The 18548-nt window shown below is 73.1% G+C and carries 11 protein-coding genes and 3 pseudogenes; 6 read left to right on the top strand and 8 right to left on the bottom strand.

What is annotated here, in order from left to right:
• Nucleotides 1-10: 10 nt before the first annotated feature.
• The 4 genes from ACN27C_RS29930 to ACN27C_RS29915 all read right to left on the bottom strand — a co-directional run bounded on the left by ACN27C_RS29930 (nucleotide 11) and on the right by ACN27C_RS29915 (nucleotide 5618).
• On the bottom strand, nucleotides 11-1579 hold the full coding sequence (locus tag ACN27C_RS29930; protein ID WP_422749601.1) for an HAD-IIIA family hydrolase: 1569 nt from the start codon (nucleotides 1577-1579) through the stop codon (nucleotides 11-13).
• On the bottom strand, nucleotides 1579-2595 hold the full coding sequence (locus ACN27C_RS29925) for a glycosyltransferase family 2 protein (protein WP_422749599.1): 1017 nt from the start codon (nucleotides 2593-2595) through the stop codon (nucleotides 1579-1581). The genes ACN27C_RS29930 and ACN27C_RS29925 overlap by 1 nt, the downstream gene beginning before the upstream one ends.
• On the bottom strand, nucleotides 2592-4244 hold the full coding sequence (locus tag ACN27C_RS29920) for a carbamoyltransferase (RefSeq protein WP_422749597.1): 1653 nt from the start codon (nucleotides 4242-4244) through the stop codon (nucleotides 2592-2594). Before ACN27C_RS29920 ends, ACN27C_RS29925 begins: the two co-directional genes overlap by 4 nt.
• Nucleotides 4245-4406: 162 nt before the next feature.
• Entirely contained in the window at nucleotides 4407-5618 is a 1212-nt protein-coding gene (locus tag ACN27C_RS29915; protein ID WP_422749595.1) for a globin domain-containing protein, read from the bottom strand.
• Between the two features lie 155 nt (nucleotides 5619-5773).
• Between ACN27C_RS29915 and ACN27C_RS29910 the strand changes: the two genes are divergently transcribed.
• Both ACN27C_RS29910 and ACN27C_RS29905 read left to right on the top strand, forming a co-directional pair.
• Entirely contained in the window at nucleotides 5774-6211 is a 438-nt protein-coding gene (locus ACN27C_RS29910; RefSeq protein WP_091423567.1) for an RrF2 family transcriptional regulator, read from the top strand.
• The gene (locus tag ACN27C_RS29905; RefSeq protein WP_422749593.1) at nucleotides 6211-6843 is read left to right on the top strand and encodes a class I SAM-dependent methyltransferase; all 633 of its coding nucleotides are present in this window, start codon (nucleotides 6211-6213) and stop codon (nucleotides 6841-6843) included. Before ACN27C_RS29910 ends, ACN27C_RS29905 begins: the two co-directional genes overlap by 1 nt.
• 41 nt (nucleotides 6844-6884) lie before the next feature.
• Here ACN27C_RS29905 and ACN27C_RS29900 read toward each other — a convergent pair whose 3' ends face one another.
• Nucleotides 6885-8141, bottom strand: coding sequence for a hypothetical protein (locus tag ACN27C_RS29900; protein WP_422749591.1), 1257 nt, complete (start codon nucleotides 8139-8141; stop codon nucleotides 6885-6887).
• Nucleotides 8142-8430: 289 nt separating this feature from the next.
• Between ACN27C_RS29900 and ACN27C_RS29895 the strand changes: the two genes are divergently transcribed.
• The 4 genes and pseudogenes from ACN27C_RS29895 to ACN27C_RS29880 all read left to right on the top strand — a co-directional run.
• Nucleotides 8431-10545 carry a DNA gyrase/topoisomerase IV subunit B gene (locus ACN27C_RS29895; RefSeq protein WP_199733045.1) on the top strand — a complete coding sequence of 705 codons (2115 nt, stop codon included), beginning with the start codon at nucleotides 8431-8433 and terminating at the stop codon, nucleotides 10543-10545.
• A 32-nt stretch (nucleotides 10546-10577) separates the two neighbouring features.
• Nucleotides 10578-11204: pseudogene (locus tag ACN27C_RS29890) on the top strand (DNA gyrase subunit A); the annotation flags it as partial.
• 27 nt (nucleotides 11205-11231) lie between these two features.
• A pseudogene (locus ACN27C_RS29885) lies at nucleotides 11232-11879 on the top strand (LAGLIDADG family homing endonuclease); the annotation flags it as partial.
• A 393-nt stretch (nucleotides 11880-12272) separates the two neighbouring features.
• A pseudogene (locus ACN27C_RS29880) lies at nucleotides 12273-14354 on the top strand (DNA gyrase subunit A); the annotation flags it as partial.
• A gap of 697 nt (nucleotides 14355-15051) precedes the next feature.
• Here the strand turns inward: ACN27C_RS29880 and ACN27C_RS29875 are convergent.
• From ACN27C_RS29875 to ACN27C_RS29865, 3 genes are all read right to left on the bottom strand, one after another.
• Complete coding sequence (locus ACN27C_RS29875) at nucleotides 15052-16392, bottom strand: uracil-xanthine permease family protein (protein WP_358173057.1); 1341 nt, start codon at nucleotides 16390-16392, stop codon at nucleotides 15052-15054.
• A gap of 95 nt (nucleotides 16393-16487) precedes the next feature.
• Nucleotides 16488-17123 (bottom strand): alpha-ketoglutarate-dependent dioxygenase AlkB, encoded by a 636-nt coding sequence (locus ACN27C_RS29870; protein WP_421500223.1) that lies wholly within the window; start codon nucleotides 17121-17123, stop codon nucleotides 16488-16490.
• Nucleotides 17124-17163: 40 nt separating this feature from the next.
• Nucleotides 17164-18489, bottom strand: coding sequence for a polysaccharide pyruvyl transferase family protein (locus ACN27C_RS29865; protein ID WP_422749588.1), 1326 nt, complete (start codon nucleotides 18487-18489; stop codon nucleotides 17164-17166).
• Between the last annotated feature and the right edge of the window lie 59 nt (nucleotides 18490-18548).

Genomic DNA, 18548 nt, shown 5'->3' with positions numbered 1-18548 from the left:
CGCGGGCGGGTCAGCCGGGGGCCAGCGTGCGGACGGCGGCCACCACCGCGCCCGGGTCGACGCCGCTCAGGCACGGGTGCCCGGGGACCGGGCAGACGGTGGCGCGGGTGTCCCGGCACGCGGCGCCCGCGTCGCCGAGGCGCACCGTCGGCACCCGGTAGGGCCCCCACTGTCCGAACGGAACGGTGGGTGCGAACAGGCTCACCACCGGCACGCCGAGCGCGGCGGCCAGGTGCGCCGGGCCGGTGTTGCCGACCACCAGGCACCGGGCGCCGGTGAGCAGCCGGGCGAGCCCGGCCAGGTCCGTCGTACCGCCCAGGTCCACGCCTGCGGCGGCGGCCACCTCGGCGGTCAGGTCCCGCTCGTCCGGCCCGCCGGTCACCAGCACCCGCCGTCCGTCGGCGGCGAGCGCGGCCACGATCCGCGTCCAGAGCCGCGGCGGGCAGGCCCGGGCGGGCACTGACGCGCCGGGGTGCACCACGACGTACTCCCCGCCGGGCGGTTCCGGGTCCGGCCCGGTCCGCACGCGAAGCGCCGGTTCGTCCTGGTCGGGCAGCGCGAAGCCGGCGGCGGCGGCGAGGGACAGGGCACGTTCGGGTTCGGGTACGCCGGCCGGGACGCGGTGGCGCACGTCGAGCAGGCTGCCGGGGTAGTCGTCGCTGATGGCGCTGATCCGGGGCACGCCGGCCAGGCGCAGCAGCAGGGCAAGGGGCAGCGCGGACTGGTGGAAGGAGGTGAACACGACCGCCTCGTCGGCGCGTACCGCCGCCAGCCGGTCGGTCAGTGCGCGTATGTCGTCCGGGTCCACCGGCGCGGGGGAGCCGTCGATCCAGGGCAGGGGCCACTCGATGATCTCGTCGACGCCGGGGAGCAGTTCGGCGGCGGCCCGGCCGCGTGGCCCGCACAGCAGCACCACGCGCTCCGCGCCGGCTGCCACCGCCCGGATGCCCGGCCCGGTCACCAGCACGTCTCCGGCGGAGTCGCTGCGGACCACCAGCACCGTGCCGGTCGTCCGGGGCGTCACCGGCCGGACCGCCCGCGCCCGGCGCAGGATCTCGTCCACGGCGGCGGGCAGGTCCCGGGCCACGGCTGGCGCGGCGGCCACCTCCTCGGGCCGGGTGACAGGGGTGGGTACCAGCACACCAGTGGCGCCGGCGGCGAGCGCGGCGGTCACGTCCCGGCCGATGTCGCCGACGAGCACGCACCGGGACGGCGTGGTGCCGAGCGCGCGCGCCGCCTCGTGCACCAGGCCGGGTGCCGGCTTGCGGCAGGCGCAGCGGTCGCCGTCGTCGTGCGGGCAGATCGCCCAGTGGTCGAACGGGCCCAGCAACTCCTCGATCCGGGCGTGCACGGCGTGCATCTGGGCCTCGGTGAACAGGCCCCGGGCCAGGCCGGACTGGTTCGTCACCACCGCCAGCCGCAACCCGGCCGCACGCAACCGGTCCAGCGCCTCCCGGGCGCCGGGCACCGGCCGTACCTTCTCCGGGTCGCCGTTGTACGGCACGTCCTCCACCAGCGTGCCGTCGCGGTCCAGCAGCACCGCGTCGTACAGCCCGCGCCGCAGCTCCGGGGTGGACATCAGCGGCCGTCCCCGGCCGGGACGGCGCGGGCGCGCCACCATCCGCGTACCCAGTGGAGCGTCGCCAGCGGCGGGATGAGCGCGCTGGTGACGAGCATGGTGGCGACCTCGTCCGGGGTGCGCGGACCGGGTGCGATCCGGGCCCGGGCGAACTCGGCGGTCCCGGCCGCCCACCCGAGCGCGGCCAGGCCGCCGGCCACGCCGAGCGCCCGCCGCGCCGGCTGCCGGACGGCGGCCCGCGCCGCGACGGCGGCGAGGGCCAGCGCTCCGGCGGCGGTGATCGCCGTGTGCCGGGGCCGCCGTCCCGGCGGCAGGTCCAGGTCGGTGCGCCAGCGGCGGCCGTAGCGGCGGCGCAGCAGCGCGTCGTCGGCGTTGCCGCGCTGCGTGCGCAGGCTGACCCAGCGGCTCTCCGGTCGCACCGGGTGGGTCACCCGTCGTTCGCCGCGCACCAGCTCCCAGCCGGCGCGCCGGACCCGGTGGGCCAGCTCGGCGTCCTCCCGGTAGGCGCGCGGGAACCGCTCGTCGAACCCGCCGACGGCGGCGAGCGCGGCCCGCCGGTACGCCATGTCCGCGGTGATCCACCGCCCGTCGGCCAGCCCGGCGGTGCCGCGTTCCCAGTCCGTGGGGCGCCGGTGCTCAGGCAGCGGCACCTCCACCACGCCCTGCACGCCGCCGACCCGGCCGGGCACGGCCAGGTCGGCGCGCATCCGCGCCGCCCAGTCCGGCGCCGGCACCACGTCGTCGTCGAGGAAGACCACCCATTCGCCCCGGGCCGCGCGCCAGCCCAGGTTGCGGGCGGCCGCCGGGCCCGCGCCGCGCCCGGTCAGCACCTTCGTGTACGCGGTCAGCGCCCCCGGCACGGCCAGCTCCCCGGCGTCCTCGCCCCGGTCGTCGACCAGCAGCAGCTCGACGTCGCTCGTGGCGTCGCTTCTCTTCTCACCCAGTTGGGCGGCGAGCGCGTCCAGCAGCGCGGCCAGGCTGGGGCGGCCCAGCGTGGGCACCACCAGGCTGATCACCGGTCACCGCCGAACGCCCGGCGACGTACCGCGAACGGACCGAGCGCGAGCAGGTCCACCGGCGCGGAGCCGAACAGCTCCATCGCCTCCCGCGGCGTGTCCACCATGGGCCGCCCGGCGGTGTTCAGCGACGTGTTCACCACCACCGGCAGGCCGGTACGCCGCTCGAACTCGGCGAGCATCTCCGCCACCAGCGGCTCGGTCTCCGCGTGCACGGTCTGCACCCGGGCCGTGCCGTCGACGTGGGTGACGGCCGGGATGCGGTCCCGCCACTGCGGCTTCACCCGGTGCACGAACAGCATGTACGGGCTCGGGAACACGCCCTCGAACACGTCCGGGAAGCGTTCCGCGCGCACCATCGGGGCGATCGGGCGGAACTGCTCCCGGCCCTTCACGTCGTTCATCCGGCGGGTGGTGTCCCGGTCGCCGGGGTGGGCGAGCAGCGACCGGTGGCCGAGCGCGCGCGGGCCGTACTCGCTGCGCCCCTGGTACCAGGCGACGATGCCGTTGCCGGCGAGCACCTCCGCCGCCTCGGCGGCGATCGACTCCGGCCGGGTGTACGGCAGCGCCGCCCGGCGCAGCTCGGCCTCCAGCTCCTCGTCGGACCAGCCCCGGCCCAGATCCACGCCGGTCATCGGGGCGGTCCGGTCACCGAGTTCGGCGGCGACGTGCAGCGCCGCGCCGAGCGCCGTGCCCGCGTCACCGGCGGCCGGCTGCACCCACACGGCGCGGTACGGGCCCTCGGCGGCGATCCGCGCGTTCGCCACGCAGTTCAGCGCCACTCCGCCGGCCATGGCGAGGGTGCGGGCGCCGCCGGAGGCGTCGTACAGCCAGCGGGCCAGGTCGAGCACGACCTCTTCCAGCCGCCGCTGCACGCTGGCGGCCAGGTCGGCGTGCGCCTCGCCCAGCTCCGTCCCCGCCTCGACGCGCTTGGCCAGGCCCGCCCAGTCGATCGGCTCGACCCGGAAGCCGCCGTCGTCGGTGACCCGGACCAGCTCGCGCAGCGCGTCCAGGTGCTTCGGCGTGCCGTACGAGGCCAGCGCCATCACCTTGTACTCGTCGCTGGAGTGGAGGAATCCCAGGTGCCGGGTCAGGTCCTCGTAGAGCAGGCCGAGCGAGTGGGGCAGTTCCTGCGAGCGCAGCGGCGACAGCCGCCCGTCCCGGTAGACGCCGGCCAGGTGGCTGGCCACCTCGCCCCGGCCATCGAGCACCAGCACCGCGGTGTCGTCCCCGGCCGGCGGCGCGGCCAGCCCGGCCGAGGCGGCGTGCGCCACGTGGTGCGGGACGAACCGCACCTTCTCCGGGTCGAGGCCGGGCAGCGCGGCGGCGAGGAACTGCGGCGCGCGCCGCGCGTAGTCCACCCGCAACCCGTCCCACGGGTCGGCCAGCCCCAGCTCGGCCGCGTCCCGGCACAGGCCGGGATCGAAGGAGTACGCGACCGCGTCGAGCCGGTCGACGTCGATGCCCGCACTGGCCAGGCACCAAGCTGCGGACAACTCGGGCAGCTCCCACGCGGAGAACGGCACCGGCCGTTTGCCGTGCTTGCGGCGGCTGAACCGCTCCTCTTCGGCGGCGGCCACCACCCGGCCGTCGACCACCAGGGCGGCGGCCGGGTCGTGGAAGATCGCGTTGATGCCAAGGACGCGCATGGGTGGACCCGTACCCTCGGGTTCCGCCCCTAACCAGTAGATCATCGACTTCTCTGCGGGCCCGCCTCCTCCGCTGTGGAGGCTCCGGACCCTGGCCAGGGCATCGACACGCGTCCCCGGACCGAAAAACGGGTCTGCGGAGTCCTGTTTCGCGGCGGGACGTCAGCCCGGCAGCATCCCGGGGCCGAACACCTCGTAGGCGATCCGCTCGGCCGGCACACCCCGGCGCAGCAGGTTGCCCCGCACCAGGTTCATGAACGCGATCGGGCCGCACAGGTGCACGGCCGCCCCGGCGGGCAGCGGGAGCCGGTCCGGGTCGATCAGTCCGGCGGACACCTCCGCCTTCAGGCCGGGCAGGTCGGCCCCGGCGGCGTCGAGATACCAGAGCTGGACGGCCAGGTTAGGCAGCCGCTGCTGGAGCGCGGGGAGTTCCGCACGCAGCGCGTGCGCCTCGGCGTCCCGGTCGGCGTGCGCCAGCGTCACCCGGCGTCCGGGGTCGCGGTCGGCCAGGTGCGCCAGCGTCGCCATCGCCGGGGTGAGCCCGATGCCGGCGCTGACCAGCAGCAGCGGCCCGTTGCCGCCGGTGGCGTCCACGTCGCCGAACGCCGGGCTGAGCCGCAGCGTGTCGCCGACGGTCACCCGGTCGTGCAGGTGACCGGAGACCATCCCGTCGGGCGCGCCGCCCTCCCCGCGTACCCGCTTCACGGTGATCCGCCAGTGGTCGGCGCCGGGGCGGCCGGAGAGGCTGTACTGGCGGATCTGCTGTCCCCGGCCGCCGTCCAGGTCGACGGCGACCGAGACGTACTCGCCGGGGGTGAAGCCGGGCGCGGCGCCGCCGCCGGCCGGCGCGAGGGTGAGCGAGACGACGTCGGCGCTCTCCCTGGTGCGGCCGGTGACCCGCCAGTCCCGCCACACCGGGCCGCCCTCGGGCACGCCGGCGCCGGCGTAGAGCCGCGCCTCGCGGGCGATCAGCTCGCAGGCCAGCAGCCAGTAGACCTCGTCCCAGGCGGCGGCCACCTCCGGGGTGACCGCGTCACCGAGCACCTCGCCGACCGCGGCGAGCAGGTGCCGCCCGACGATCGGGTACTGGGTGGCGGTGATGCCGAGCGAGGCGTGCTTGTGCGCGATCCGGTCCAGGATCGGGCCCCACGGCATGCCGGTGTCGCCGGTCAGGTGCGCCGCGTACGCGACCACGGCGGAGGCGAGCGCGGCCTTCTGCGCTCCGGTGGCCTGGTTGCCCCGGTTGAACAGGTCCAGCAGGTCCGGGTGGGCGTCGAACATCCGCTGGTAGAAGCGGCCGGTGATGGCCTCGCCGTGCGCCCGCACGACGGGCAGGGTGGCGGTCACGACCGCTGCTGAGGATTCCGAGAGCACGACCGAATCTCCTTCCGGGGCTCGAACAGGTCGACCCCCACGAAACAGGAATCGGTGATTCCTGTTTTAGGGCCGAAGGTCCCGGTGCCGGGGTGGCATGGGTCACCGTGAATCTGCTGGTGTCCTGGACGGCGCCGAGTGGCTAGGGTCGGTGCGTGAGGCTCAACCGGTCGACCGACATGGCGCTGCGGATCGCCATGCTGACCGCCGCGTCCCCGGTGCGGGCCACAGTCGACGAACTCGCCACCCGGCTCGCGCTGCCCCGCAGCCACGTCGCCAAGGTGGTGCAGCGGCTGCAACGCATCGGAGTCCTGGTGACCATCCGGGGCCGCTCCGGCGGCGTGGCCTTCGCCGAGCACGCCGCGGACATCACCGTCGGCCAGGTGGTCCGCGCCTTCGAGGGCGACGGCGAGGTGGTCGACTGCGCGCAGCCGGTCTGCCCGCTGATCGCGGAGTGCCGGCTGCGCGGTGAGCTGCGGCGCGCGCAGGCCGCGTTCCTCGCCGTGCTCGACGGGGTACGCCTCGGCGACCTGGTCGACGGATCCGCCGGCCCGCTCCTGCTCAGCCTCGGCGCGCCACCGGCCGGTCGCTGATGGCCGTCTCCCATCCGATCTTCTCCCGGCTGTTCGCCCGCGCCAGCGTCGCGATGGACCAGGCCGGCATGGCCGAGCACCGCCGCCGCCTGGTCGACGGGCTGCGCGGCCGGGTGGTCGAGGTCGGCGCCGGCAACGGGCGCAACCTCGCGCACTACCCGCCGGAGGTGAGCCGGGTGGTCGCCGTCGAGCCGGAACCACGCCTGCGTGCCCTGGCCCGCGCCGCCGCGCCCGGCGCCCCGGTCCCGGTGACAGTCGCCGCCGGGCTGGCCGAGGCGCTGCCGGTCGCCGACGGCACCGCCGACGCGGTGGTGCTGTCGCTCGTGCTCTGCTCGGTGCCGGACCAGGCCGTCGCGCTGCGCGAGGCGCGGCGGGTGCTGCGGCCCGGCGGGGAACTGCGCTTCTACGAACACGTGGTGGCCCGGACGCCCGGCCTGCGCCGGGCCCAGCGCATCGCCGACGCCACGCTCTGGCCGCTGTTCTGCGCCGGCTGCCACACCGCCCGGGACACGGTGGCCGCGATCCGGGCCGCCGGCTTCGAGGTGACCGAACTGGACCGGTTCCGCTTCCCGCCGACCGGGCTGCCGGCCCCGGCCTCGCCGCACGTGCTCGGCACCGCGATCCGGGCCTGACGCCGGGACCGGGCCGGATCCCCGGCCCGGTCCCGGCGCGCTCAGCTCACATTCACCGTGCCGTCCGGGGCGCGGACGCAGGAGACGGTACGGGCGCCGGTGGCCGCCGCCCCGGCCAGGCACCGGCCGAGCACCTTGTGCCCGGCGGCGTTCGGGTGCCACGACTCCTGGCAGGTCTGGAAGTACGTGCCACAGGCGTTGGCGATCCGCTGGATGTCGAGCTTGTCGTACCCGGAGAGGCTGGTGACGAACGTGCCGGTCGGGCCGTCCATCAGCCGGATCGGCGTGGCCAGGGCGTTGCCCGGGCTGCCGGTCGACTCGCAGAGCCGGGCGCCGTCGAACGCGCGCTGCACGTTCAGGTAGACCAGGTCGTCCTGCGGGAACTCGGCGGCCAGCGTGCCGCGTACCGAGCGGACGAGCGTGCCGAGCCCTTGCGAGAAGCGGTGGCCGGGCGCCAGGCTGGCCCGGTGGATCGGGCAGCCGGCCGCGTACCGCTCGGCGCCCAGCGCGCGGAACTTGTCCCGGGTGTCGTCGCGGCTGTCCTCGGTCCAGTAGCTCTGGTCCAGCTCGAACGGCAGCGGGTTGGTGTAGTCCTGGAACACCACCCGGTGCTGCCCGTCGGCGTCGATCTGGTCCAGCGTGGCCAGCAGTTGCCGCAGCGCCGTGGTGGTCTCCGCGGTGGCGGCGGTGAACTGCGCGGCCGTGCCCAGGTCGGCGTCGGTGCACGGCTTCTGCTCCACCGGCCCGCCCAGGTACGCCCAGAACTCCCACCAGCCGGTCCACGCGTCGGCGATGAACCGGTTGGCGCACTTCTCCGCCACGCTGCCGAAGGTGAACGAGCTGTTGTTCGAGCCGAGGCCGACGAGGACCAGGTCGATGTCGTGGGTCCGGGCCACCGTCCGGAGCTGGTCGAGCTGGGCGGCCACCTGCCGCCCCTTGGCCCGCGTCGACGAGGCGTTCGCGATGTCGTACGGCTGGCCGCCCGAGCAGGCCAGGTTGAACCGGGCGGAGATGCCCGGCAGGTTCGCCTGGAACAGTGAGGCGTTCGGCGAGCGGTGGCAGAAGTAGGCGTTGGCGTTGGCGGCGGACCAGCCGGGGAAGCCCTGGGCCACCCCGTTGACGTCCACCACCGGCGCGTACGCCCCGGCGCCCTCACCGCTGATGAAGCTGTCGCCCAGCGCCACCGCGGCGGTGGGCAGCGCGGCGGCAGCGGGCCGGGCGGGCGCCGCGGCGGCGGGTAACGCGACCGTGGCGAGCGCCAGCGCCGCCGCGAGCACGGAACGACGGAACACGGACATGCCCGACCTCCCAGACATCGAAATGTGAAAGATTCTTCAGGGGGACGATCAGATCACGCGCGTGTGACGGACGTCAATGGTTCGACATCGGCGGCCCCGCGCCGGGGAAGACATCCGGCACCCGGGTCGTTGTGCGAGCTGGACCCCCGCCCGTCCCGCCGGACCGCCGTACACGGCCGCGGCGCGGACCCGCCCGGCAGGCCGATCGCGCAACGCACCGCCCCGGTGCCGCCGACCTGTCGGGGCACCCGGCTAGGCTCGCTCCGGCGCGCCGCGCCCGGCGATCATCGTGGGGGGATCACACGGTGAACGGCACCACACCGCCGAGACCTGGGAGTACGACCAGTTGACCGCACAGCCTGACACCCTCTACGGGGCCGACGACCTGACGCATCTGGAGGGCCTCGACGCCGTCCGCAAGCGCCCGGGCATGTACATCGGCTCGACCGACAGCCGTGGCGTGGGTCACCTCGTCAACGAGATCCTCGACAACTCGACCGACGAGGGTGTCGCCGGTCACGCCACCAGAGTCGACGTGATCCTGCACGCCGACGGCTCGGTCCAGGTCGACGACGACGGCCGGGGCATCCCCACCGACGTGCACGCCAAGTCCGGCATCTCCGGCGTCGAGCTGGTGCTGACCCGCCTGCACGCGGGCGGCAAGTTCGGCGGCTCCGGCTACAAGACCTCCGGCGGCCTGCACGGCGTCGGCGCGTCGGCGGTCAACGCGCTGTCCCGCCGCTTCGACGTCACCGTCCGGCGCGGCGGCAAGGTCCACGCCATGTCGTTCCGCCACGGCGTACCGGGCGTCTTCGACGGCGACGGCCCGGACGCGCCGTTCACCCCCGGCCCCGGCCTGCAGATCGTCGGCGCGATGAAGCGCGGCCAGCGCACCGGCACCTCGATCCGCTGGTGGCACGACCCCCGCTACTTCGAGACCGGCGCGGCGCTCGACACCGAGACGGTCCGGCTCAAGCTGCGCAACACCGCGTTCCTCGTCCCCGGCGTGGCCTACCGGCTGCGCGACGAGACCGGCGAGGAACCCGTCGAGGAGAGCTTCCACTTCCCCGACGGCCTCACCGACATGGTGGAGTTCCTCGCCCCGGCCGGCGACCGGCCGGTCTCCGGCACGCTGCTGGTCACCGGCGAGGGCACCTACCGGGAGAACGCCGCCGACGCCAACGGCGTCATGCAGTCCAACGTGCAGCGACGTGCCGAGGTCGAGGTGGCGTTCCGCTGGGGCACCGGCTACGAGCGCACCGTCGAGTGCTTCACCAACACCATCCGCAACGCCCACGGCGGCACCCACCGCAAGGGCTTCGAGCGGGCGCTCGCCCGTACCCTCGCCGAGGCCGCCCGCAACGCCCGCGGCCTGCTCAAGCCCAAGGAGGACGCGCCCACCCTGGACGACGTCCTGGAGGGCATGACGGCTGTGGTGCACGTGCGCATCCCCGAGCCGCAGTTCACCTCGCAGACCAAGGACGAGCTGTCCACCGCCGGCATCACCAAGGTGCTCCAGGGCCTGGTCGAGGCGCACCTCAAGAGCTGGCTGGACGACCGCCGCACCAAGGCCGAGGCCCGTACGGTGCTCCAGAAGATCGTCGACGCGGCCCGGGTCCGGCTCACCCAGAAGCAGCAGAAGGACGCCGCCCGCCGCAAGACCGCGCTGGAGGGCGCGGCCATGCCGGCCAAGCTCGTCGACTGCCGCGCCACCGGTGTGGAGCGCAGCGAGCTGTTCATCGTGGAGGGCGACAGCGCGCTGGGCACGAGCCGCATGGCCCGCTCGTCGGAATACCAGGCGCTGCTGCCCATCCGCGGCAAGATCCTCAACGTGCAGAAGGCCAACCTCCAGCAGGTGCTGGACAACGCCGAGTGCGCGGCCATCGTGCAGGTGCTCGGCGCCGGCTCCGGCCGGACGTTCGACCTGTCCGCCCTGCGGTACGGCCGGGTGCTCATCATGGCCGACGCGGACGTCGACGGCGCGCACATCCGTACCCTGCTGATCACGCTGTTCGCCCGCTACATGCGGCCGCTGATCGAGGCCGGGCGGCTCTACGCGGCGATGCCGCCCCTGCACAAGATCACCACGAAGGGGCGCAACCCGCAAACCGTCTACACCTACACCCAGGCCGAGATGGAGGCGACCGTCCGCAAGCTGGAGAAGGCCGGCAAGCAGATCGTCACCCCGATCCCGCGCTTCAAGGGCCTCGGTGAGATGGACGCCGACGAGCTGTGGGAGACCACCATGAACCCGGCCACCCGGGCGGTCCGCCGGATCACGCTCGACGACGTCGAGGCCGCCGAGCGGATCCTCGAACTGCTCATGGGGGAGAAGGTCGAACCCCGCCGCAACTGGCTGATCGACTCCGCCGACCGGGTCGACCGCGACGCCATCGACGCCTGACCAACGGGTTCGTCTCGGAAGGAAACCGCACCATGGCACGCCGCAAGGACGACCGCGCGAAGGCGGATCTGGCCGCCTTCGACCAGGCCGGCGCCCGCGTCTTCGACAACCCGCTGGTCACCGAGGTCTCGGACTCCTACCTGGAGTACGCGTTCTCGGTCATCCACTCCCGCGCCCTGCCCGACGCGCGCGACGGGCTCAAGCCGGTGCACCGGCGCATCCTCTGGTCCATGCACGAGCAGGGCCACCGGCCGGACCGCGGCCACGTCAAGAGCGCCCGGATCGTCGGCGACGTGATGGGTAAGTACCACCCGCACGGCGACACCGCGATCTACGACGCGATGGTGCGGCTGGCGCAGGACTTCTCGCTCAACGTCCCGCTCATCGACGGGCACGGCAACTTCGGCAGCCCGGACGACGGCCCGGCCGCGGCGCGCTACTGCGTCGTGGGTGACACCCGGATCCGCCTGGCCGATGGCAGCAGCCCACGGATCGGTGATGTGGTCGGCCTGCCGCCGAACAGCGAGGCGGAGGCCGATTTCGAAGTCCTCGACAAGGACGGCAAAGCGGTTCGCGTCAACAAGGTCTTCAACTCGGGCGTCCACCCGACGCTCCGGATCACGACTGAGACCGGATTCTCCCTCCGTGGTAGTGAGAATCATCTGGTTCTCTGCCTCGAAGCTCCGATGGGCGTCCCTGTCTTCCAGTGGCGTCGGCTCGATGAGGTGACGCCGGGCTCGGTGGTCTGTGTCGCGCGGAACGCATGGAACCAGGTCGTCCCCACCGCTCGCGAATACATGCTCGGCGTGCTCGGTGGCGCCTGGGTCTCTGAAGGCTTCGCGAGCGAGTCGCGGGCAGGATTCAGCAATACCGATGAGCATTTCTTCGGCGAGGTCCTGCATGCCTACGACCAGGTCGTGGGTGGACGACGCTACGTCAGCGACCGGCACACGCGCCGGGACCGTCGCCGCATACACGAACTTGACGTCCAGGACGTCGCCGGCGGGATGGAAGCCTTCCGGGCGAGTCCACTCGCCGAGCTGATCGGTCACCAGGCGAGGGACAAGTTCGTGCCGGAGTTCGTCTGGGCAGGGGGGTGGGGCGTCAAGCGGGCCTTCCTGATGGCCCTCTTCGAAGGCGACGGCGGAGTCCGCGTCGCCAACAGCAGCTTCACCATCCAGTACACCAGCTACAGCGAGCGTCTGACTCGGGAGGTCCAAGAACTGCTCGCGGAGTTCGGCGTGATCGCCTGTCGGCGCCACTACACCCGGCCCAGTGGCTCGGTGGAGCACCGCTTGGTGGTTTCCGGGACGCGAAACATCAGGGCTTTCGCGACTCGTGTCGGCTTCCTTCGTACCAAGCAGGCGGTGCTGGCCAAGATGCTGCGGCATGCGCCGCTGCGTTCGCATCGGCTCAGTCAGGACCACGTCCCCTTTGTGGCCGACTACGTGCGCAGCAGCATCGACTTCGATCGTCGGGGCAGCGGACGCAAGTGGCTCACCAGCCACAACTTCGATCGTGTCGAGCGGTGGGAAACCGAACGACTCCGCATCATCGACCGCATCAAGGACACCGAAGTCCTCGCCACGATCCTGCCCGTGATGGATGCGGGCTATCGGTACGAGAAGGTCGTCGCGGTCTCGCCCGACGAGCCGGCGGAGGTCTATTCCGTTCGAGTGGAATCCGCCGACCACTCCTTCCTGGCCGGTGGCTTTGTCAACCACAACACCGAGGCCCGGATGTCCCGCGAGGCGATGCTGCTCACCGGCGAGCTGGGCGAGGACACGGTCGACGTCGAGCCGAACTACGACGGCTCGCTGACCCAGCCCACCGTGCTGCCGGCCGCGTTCCCGAACCTGCTCGTCAACGGCGCGTCCGGCATCGCGGTCGGCATGGCCACCAACATGATCCCGCACAACCTCGCCGAGGTGGTCCAGGCCGCCCGCTGGCTGATCAACCACCCGGACGCCACACTCGACAAGCTCATGGAGTTCGTCCCCGGCCCCGACCTGCCGACCGGCGGGCTGCTGCTCGGCCTGGACGAGGTGCGCCGCGCGTACGAGACCGGGCGTGGCGTGGTGCGCATGCGCGGCCGGGTGGAGATCGGGCCGCTGGAGGGCAGCCGCGGCCGGCAGGCCATCACCGTCACCGAGCTGCCGTACGGCGTCGGCGCCGAGAAGGTCATCGCGGCCATCACCAACGAGGTCAACAAGACCAAGCGGCTCACCGGCATCGCCGACGTCAAGGACCTCACCGACCGGGAGAACGGCACCCGCCTCGTCGTCGAGTGCAAGGTCGGCGTGAACCCGCAGGCCCTGCTGGCCGACCTCTACCGGCTCACCCCGCTGGAGCAGTCCTTCGGCGTGAACAACCTGGTCCTCGTCGACGGCCAGCCCCGCACGCTCGGGCTCAAGGAACTGCTCGACGTGTTCCTGGCGCACCGCTACGAGGTGGTGACCCGGCGCAGCGCGTACCGCAAGCGCAAGCGGGAGGAACGCCTGCACCTGGTCGACGGCCTGCTGATCGCCCTGCTCGACATCGACCGGGTGGTCAAGCTGATCCGCGCCAGCGAGGACGCCCAGGCCGCCAAGGACGGCCTGATGCAGAAGTTCAAGCTCTCCGAGATCCAGGCGAGCTACATCCTGGACACCCCGCTGCGCCGGCTGACCAAGTACGACCGGCTGGAGCTGGAGGCCGAGCAGGAGAAGCTGCGCGGCGAGATCGCCGAGCTGTCGAAGATCCTGGACGACCCCAAGGTGCTGCGGAAGGTGGTCTCCGACGAGCTGGCCGCAGTGGTCAAGCAGTTCGGCGTGCCGCGGCGGACCACGCTCGTCGACGGCGACCTCAAGGAGGTGCTCGCCGCCTCGGTGCCCGCCGGTCCGCTGGAGGTGGCCGACGACCCGTGCCAGGTGATCCTCTCCGCCACCGGCCTGGTGGCGCGGACCGCGGCCGAGTCGGAGGAGGCCGCCGAGGCGCGCCGGCGCAGCGGCCGGGTCAAGCACGACGCGGTACGCGCGATCGTGCACTCCACCGCCCGCGGCCGGGTGCTGCTGGTGACCAGCGCCGGGCGCGCGTTCAAGATCGACGTGTTGCCGCTGCCGGTGCTGCCGGAGCAGTCCGGCACGGTGTCGCTGCGCGGTGGCATGTCGGCGGCGGAACTGGTGCCGCTGGAGCCGGGCGAGACGGTCGTCGGGCTCGCCCCGCTGGGTCCGTCCGCACAGGGGTCGCCCGGTCTGGCGCTCGGCACCCGGGCGGGTGTGGTGAAGGTGTGCGCCCCGGACTGGCCGGTCCGCTCCGACGAGTTCGAGGTGATCTCGCTGCGCGACGGCGACGAGGTGGTCGGCGCGACCTGGCTGACCGACGGCGCCGAGACGCTGGCGTTCGTCTCCTCGGAGGCGTCGCTGCTGCGCTTCGCCGCGACCGTGGTACGCCCACAGGGGCTCAAGGGCGGCGGCATGGCCGGCATCAACCTGCCCGGCGACGCCCGGGTGGTCTTCTTCGGCGCGATCCGCACCGACGACGCGAAGCACGGTGAGCCGATGGTGGTCACCTCGACCGGCGCCACGGTGAAGGTGACGCCGTTCAAGGCGTACCCGGCGAAGGGCAGGGCGACCGGCGGCGTACGCGCGCAGCGGTTCCTCAAGGGCGAGCTGGAGTTGTCGGTGGCCTGGATCGGCCCGCGACCGGTGGGCGCGACCGCCACCGGCGACCCGGTGGAGCTGCCCCCGGCCGACCCGCGCCGCGACGGCTCCGGTTTCGCCGTGATGCTCGGCCCCACCGTCGTAGGCCACCACATCGACCGCGACTGACGGGGTTGGGGCGGGCGGCCCGGCCCACCCGCCCCAACCGCTCAGTCGCCTCCGCTCGTCCCCTGCCTCCGCCCGCACCCGGCCCGGCGGCTGGTCCTGGCCGCCCCAGCCCTCCGACCACCCGACCCGTCCTCCCCGCTGCGCCTCTCCCGCTGCGCCCCTCCCGGCCCCGCCCAACCCGGTTGATCAAGGGGTTAGCGGCCTTTTCACGCCCCCCGCCGACCACAAACTCCTTGATCACCGCAGCGAGCGGTGCGGCGGATCAGGGCACACGTCGGGGTTGCCGGCTGTTCGGCGCTGGGGTGCGCAGTCGCACCCCTCCATTGCGCGTTGATCAAGGAGTTAGTGGGCTCGTAGCGCCATCTGCCGACCACAAACTCCTTGATCACCGTTGCGGGCGCTCCTGCCGCCCTGGGCGGACTGGGCGGCTGGCGAGTTCCGGGTGATTGGGCACTCGCCCCCACTCGGCACGGTCGATCATGAGGTTAGCGGCGACAAAACGGACACCGATCGCCGCTAACCTCATGATCGACGCGGTCGGGTCGTCCGGGTGAGCTGATCGACCCCCCACCGCCTGTTGACCATGAAGTTGGCGGGCGTGAATCGGGCAAATTGTGCCGCTAACTTCATGATCAACGGGGCGAGGGCGGGCGAGGGCGGGCGAGGCCGGGTGGGGCGAGGTCGGGGGTGGGTGGGGTCAGAGTTCGGGTTCGGGGGACTGGCGGGACTCGGGGGTGGTGCCGCGCAGGCGGGCGATCAGGCGCATGCCGTGGTAGATCGCGAGGGCGGCGGCCGTGCCCAGGGCGATGCCGTTGAACGACAGGTCGCCGGCCGTCAGTGTGTAGTTGGCGGCACCGATGATCACCGCCACCGCAGCGGTGAACAGGTTGATCGGGTCGTGGAAGTCGACCCGGCTCTCGATCCAGATCCGGGCGCCCAGGATGGCGATCAGGCCGTACAGGGCGGTGGTGGCGCCACCGAGCACACCGGCCGGGACGGTCAGGATCAGCGCGCCGAACTTGGGGCAGAGCCCGAGCAGGATCGCCGTGGCGCCGGCGATCCAGTACGCGGCGGTGGAGTAGACGCGGGTCGCCGCCATCACGCCGATGTTCTCCGCGTACGTGGTGGTGCCGGAACCGCCGCCGGACCCGGCCAGCACCGTGGCGACGCCGTCGCCGAGCAGCGCCCGGCCCATGTCGCGGTCGAGGTTGCGGCCGGTCATCGCAGCGACCGCCTTGACGTGCCCGGCGTTCTCCGCGATCAGCACCAGGATCACCGGGATGACCAGCACGACGGCGCGCGCGTCGAAGCTCGGCGTGTGGAACTCGGGGAAACCGACCCAGGCCGCCTGGCGCAGGCCGCTGACCGCCTGCTGGTCGAGGTTGCCGGTGAGCGCGGCGAGCACCCAGCCGACCACCACGCCGACGAGGATCGACAGCCGCGCCACGAAGCCGCGGAACAGCACTGTGGTGAGCAGGATCGCGACGAGCGTGACCACGGCGATCAGCGGCTGTGCCTTCACGCCGGTGCCGGATCCGTCGCCGTCCCAGGCCACCGGCGCGAGGTTGAGGCCGATCAGCATGACGATCGCGCCGGTGACCACCGGCGGCATCAGCGCGTCGATCCAGCGGGAACCGGCCACCTGCACCACGACGCCGACGATCGCCAGCGCGACGCCCGCGACGACGATGCCGCCGAGGGCCGCGCCGATGCCGCCGTCGGTCTTCGCGGCCAGCACCGGCGCGATGAACGCGAACGACGACCCGAGGTACGAGGGCAGCCGGTTGCCGGTGATCAGCAGGAACAGCAGCGTGCCGAGCCCGGAGAACAGCAGCGTGGTGGCGGGCGGGAACCCGGTGATGAGCGGGACGGTGAAGGTGGCGCCGAACATGGCGACCACGTGCTGGACGCCGACGCCGATGGTGCGCGGCCAGGAGAGCCGTTCGTCGGGTGCGACCACGTCGCCGGGGCGTACGTGGCGGCCGTCGCCGTGCAGGGTCCACGGGGACCAGCGGGAGGAGGTGGGGGACTGGGTCATCGGTCGCCCTTCGCGTCATCGGGTGACGGGGGCGTGATCGACCCTGGGAGTTGTTTCTAGCACGTGCCCTGGCCAGGCGTGGGCCCGCCCTCGGCTCAGGCGACGCCGGTGGGACGGAACTGGACGCTGACCCGGGGGCCGACCGGGCGGGTGGTCTTCGGCACCGCGTGCTCCCAGGTGCGCTGGCAGGAGCCGCCCATGACGACGAGGTCGCCGTGGCCGAGCGGGAACCGCAGGCTGCCGCCCCCGCCGCCGCGGGGGCGCAGCAGCAGCGCGCGCGGGGAACCGAACGAGACGATCGCGACCATGGTGTCGGTGTGCGCGGAGCGGCCGAGCGTGTCGCCGTGCCAGGCCACGCTGTCACGACCGTCGCGGTAGAGGCACATGCCGGCGGTGACGAACGGCTCGCCCAGCTCGGGCGCGTAGTGCCGGGTGAGCGCGTCCCGGGCCGCGGTGAGCACCGGGTGCGGCAGCGGCCGGCCGGCGGCGTACCAGCAGAGCAGCCGGGGCACGTCGACCTCGGCGTCGTACATGGTGCGGCGTTCGGCCCGCCAGGGCACCTCGTGGCGCAGCGTGTCGAGCACCTCGTCGGAGCCGCGCACCCAGCCGGGCAGGTGGTCGACCCAGGCGCCCCGGCTCAGCTCGTGCCGGCGCAGCGCCCCGGCGAGCGGGCCCAGGGTCGGGCCCTGCTCGGCCAGGTCGAGCATCGAGGGCTGGTACGCGTCGGACACGCAGCCGATCGTACCCTGCTCTCGAACAGGCGTACGACGGTCAGCGCCGCAGCATCCGGCGGACCTTGCCCGGGACGGCCTGCTTGATCCGCTCCCGGAGCTGCTGCGAGCGCATCGCGACGATGGTGGCGCTGAGTTCGGCGTTCTCGTCGCGCAGCCGCTCGATGCGGGTCAGCAGTTCGGCCGGCGTGGTGGCGGCAGCGGGCCGGACGGCCGGCGGGAACACCGTCTCGCCGACCCGCCGGTCGAAGCGCGCCGCGCTGTCGCCGTCGGCGAACGAGGTGCCGAGGTCGTGCTTGGCCAGGAACGCGGTGATGGTCTCGAAGCGGGCCTTGTGGCCGTCGTTGAGCGCGGTGTAGTCGGCCTCGGCGTAGAGGTCGGCGGCGTCGACGTCGGCCGGCACGTCCCGCATGATCCGGTGCGGGATGCCGAAGTAGCGGGCCAGTTCCAGGGTGCGCGAGTCGTGGGCGAACAGGTAGCCGGGCGTGCCGGCGACGAGCGCGGTGATGGTGCCGTGGATGCGGGTGCCGAACGCGAAGTCGTATTCGGACAGGTGCGACATCCAGGTCCACGGGTCGACGAACATGCGCACCTTGTCCTCGGCGAACAGCGGGTGCGAGGTGTGCAGCGGGATGTCGCTGCTCTGGCCCCGGTGCTCGGGCGCGTCGCCGTAGAGCAGGGTGCCGAGCGTCCGCAGGTCCTGCGGCACGTAGCAGAGGTTCGGGTAGCGCTCCTGGTGGTGGCGGACCACCGAGGCCATCGAGCGGACGTACGGGGAGATGGTGAGCGCGACCTTCGAGTCGGCGGTCAGCTCCGGGCGGGTCTTCTCCAGCTGGAACGTGTCGCCGTGCAGGAACATCGACGGGCAGCCGATCTGCTCCACGGCGGAGAAGCCCAGCGCGTTGAGGTAGCTCTCGGTCACCTCGCCGCGGACGCCGATGCTGTGCGACCGGTCCAGCACGGCCTTGCAGAACGCGCGGACCGGCTCGTCGATCGGCCGCAGGTACTCGCGGTCGCCGTCGACGTTCGTCTGCACGCCGACGCCGAGCACCACCACCGGGATCTTCAGCCGCTCGATCAGCCGGGTCAGCGGCGTGAGGCGGTGCACGAAGCTGCGGCGGAACGCGTTGGCGAGCGGTACGACGAAGACGTCGTGCCGTTCGTTGATCTCGTCGGCGAGCCGCGGGTCGGCCGGGGTGCGGGTCGGTGTGATCTCGGCCGTGGAGGTGGCGAGCAGCTTGTACGCGGCGTGGCTGAAGACCAGGTTGCCGCTGTTGTCCCCGATCCAGTTGCCGGCGAACGTCTCCTCGGGCGTGAGGACGTCGAACGGGCCCTTGCGGGCGCGGAGCAGGATCCGCTGGTGCATCCGGTTCGCTCACCTTCCGTACGGCACGGCGTGCGGGCGGGAGCCGGGTGGGTGCCCGC

The organism is Micromonospora sp. WMMD1219 (assembly GCF_049315215.1).
In the GTDB taxonomy this organism is placed as follows: domain Bacteria; phylum Actinomycetota; class Actinomycetes; order Mycobacteriales; family Micromonosporaceae; genus Micromonospora; species Micromonospora tulbaghiae.
This window is presented reverse-complemented; position numbering and strand designations above follow the sequence as displayed.

Excerpts from the sequence above, each read along its gene's own strand:
- ACN27C_RS29905 (WP_422749593.1), top strand. The coding sequence starts at position 6,211 with ATGGCCGTCTCCCATCCGATCTTCTCCCGGCTGTTCGCCCGCGCCAGC.
- ACN27C_RS29920 (WP_422749597.1), bottom strand. The coding sequence starts at position 4,244 with ATGCGCGTCCTTGGCATCAACGCGATCTTCCACGACCCGGCCGCCGCC.
- ACN27C_RS29900 (WP_422749591.1), bottom strand. The coding sequence starts at position 8,141 with ATGTCCGTGTTCCGTCGTTCCGTGCTCGCGGCGGCGCTGGCGCTCGCC.
- ACN27C_RS29930 (WP_422749601.1), bottom strand. The coding sequence starts at position 1,579 with ATGTCCACCCCGGAGCTGCGGCGCGGGCTGTACGACGCGGTGCTGCTG.
- ACN27C_RS29865 (WP_422749588.1), bottom strand. The coding sequence starts at position 18,489 with ATGCACCAGCGGATCCTGCTCCGCGCCCGCAAGGGCCCGTTCGACGTC.
- ACN27C_RS29875 (WP_358173057.1), bottom strand. The coding sequence starts at position 16,392 with ATGACCCAGTCCCCCACCTCCTCCCGCTGGTCCCCGTGGACCCTGCAC.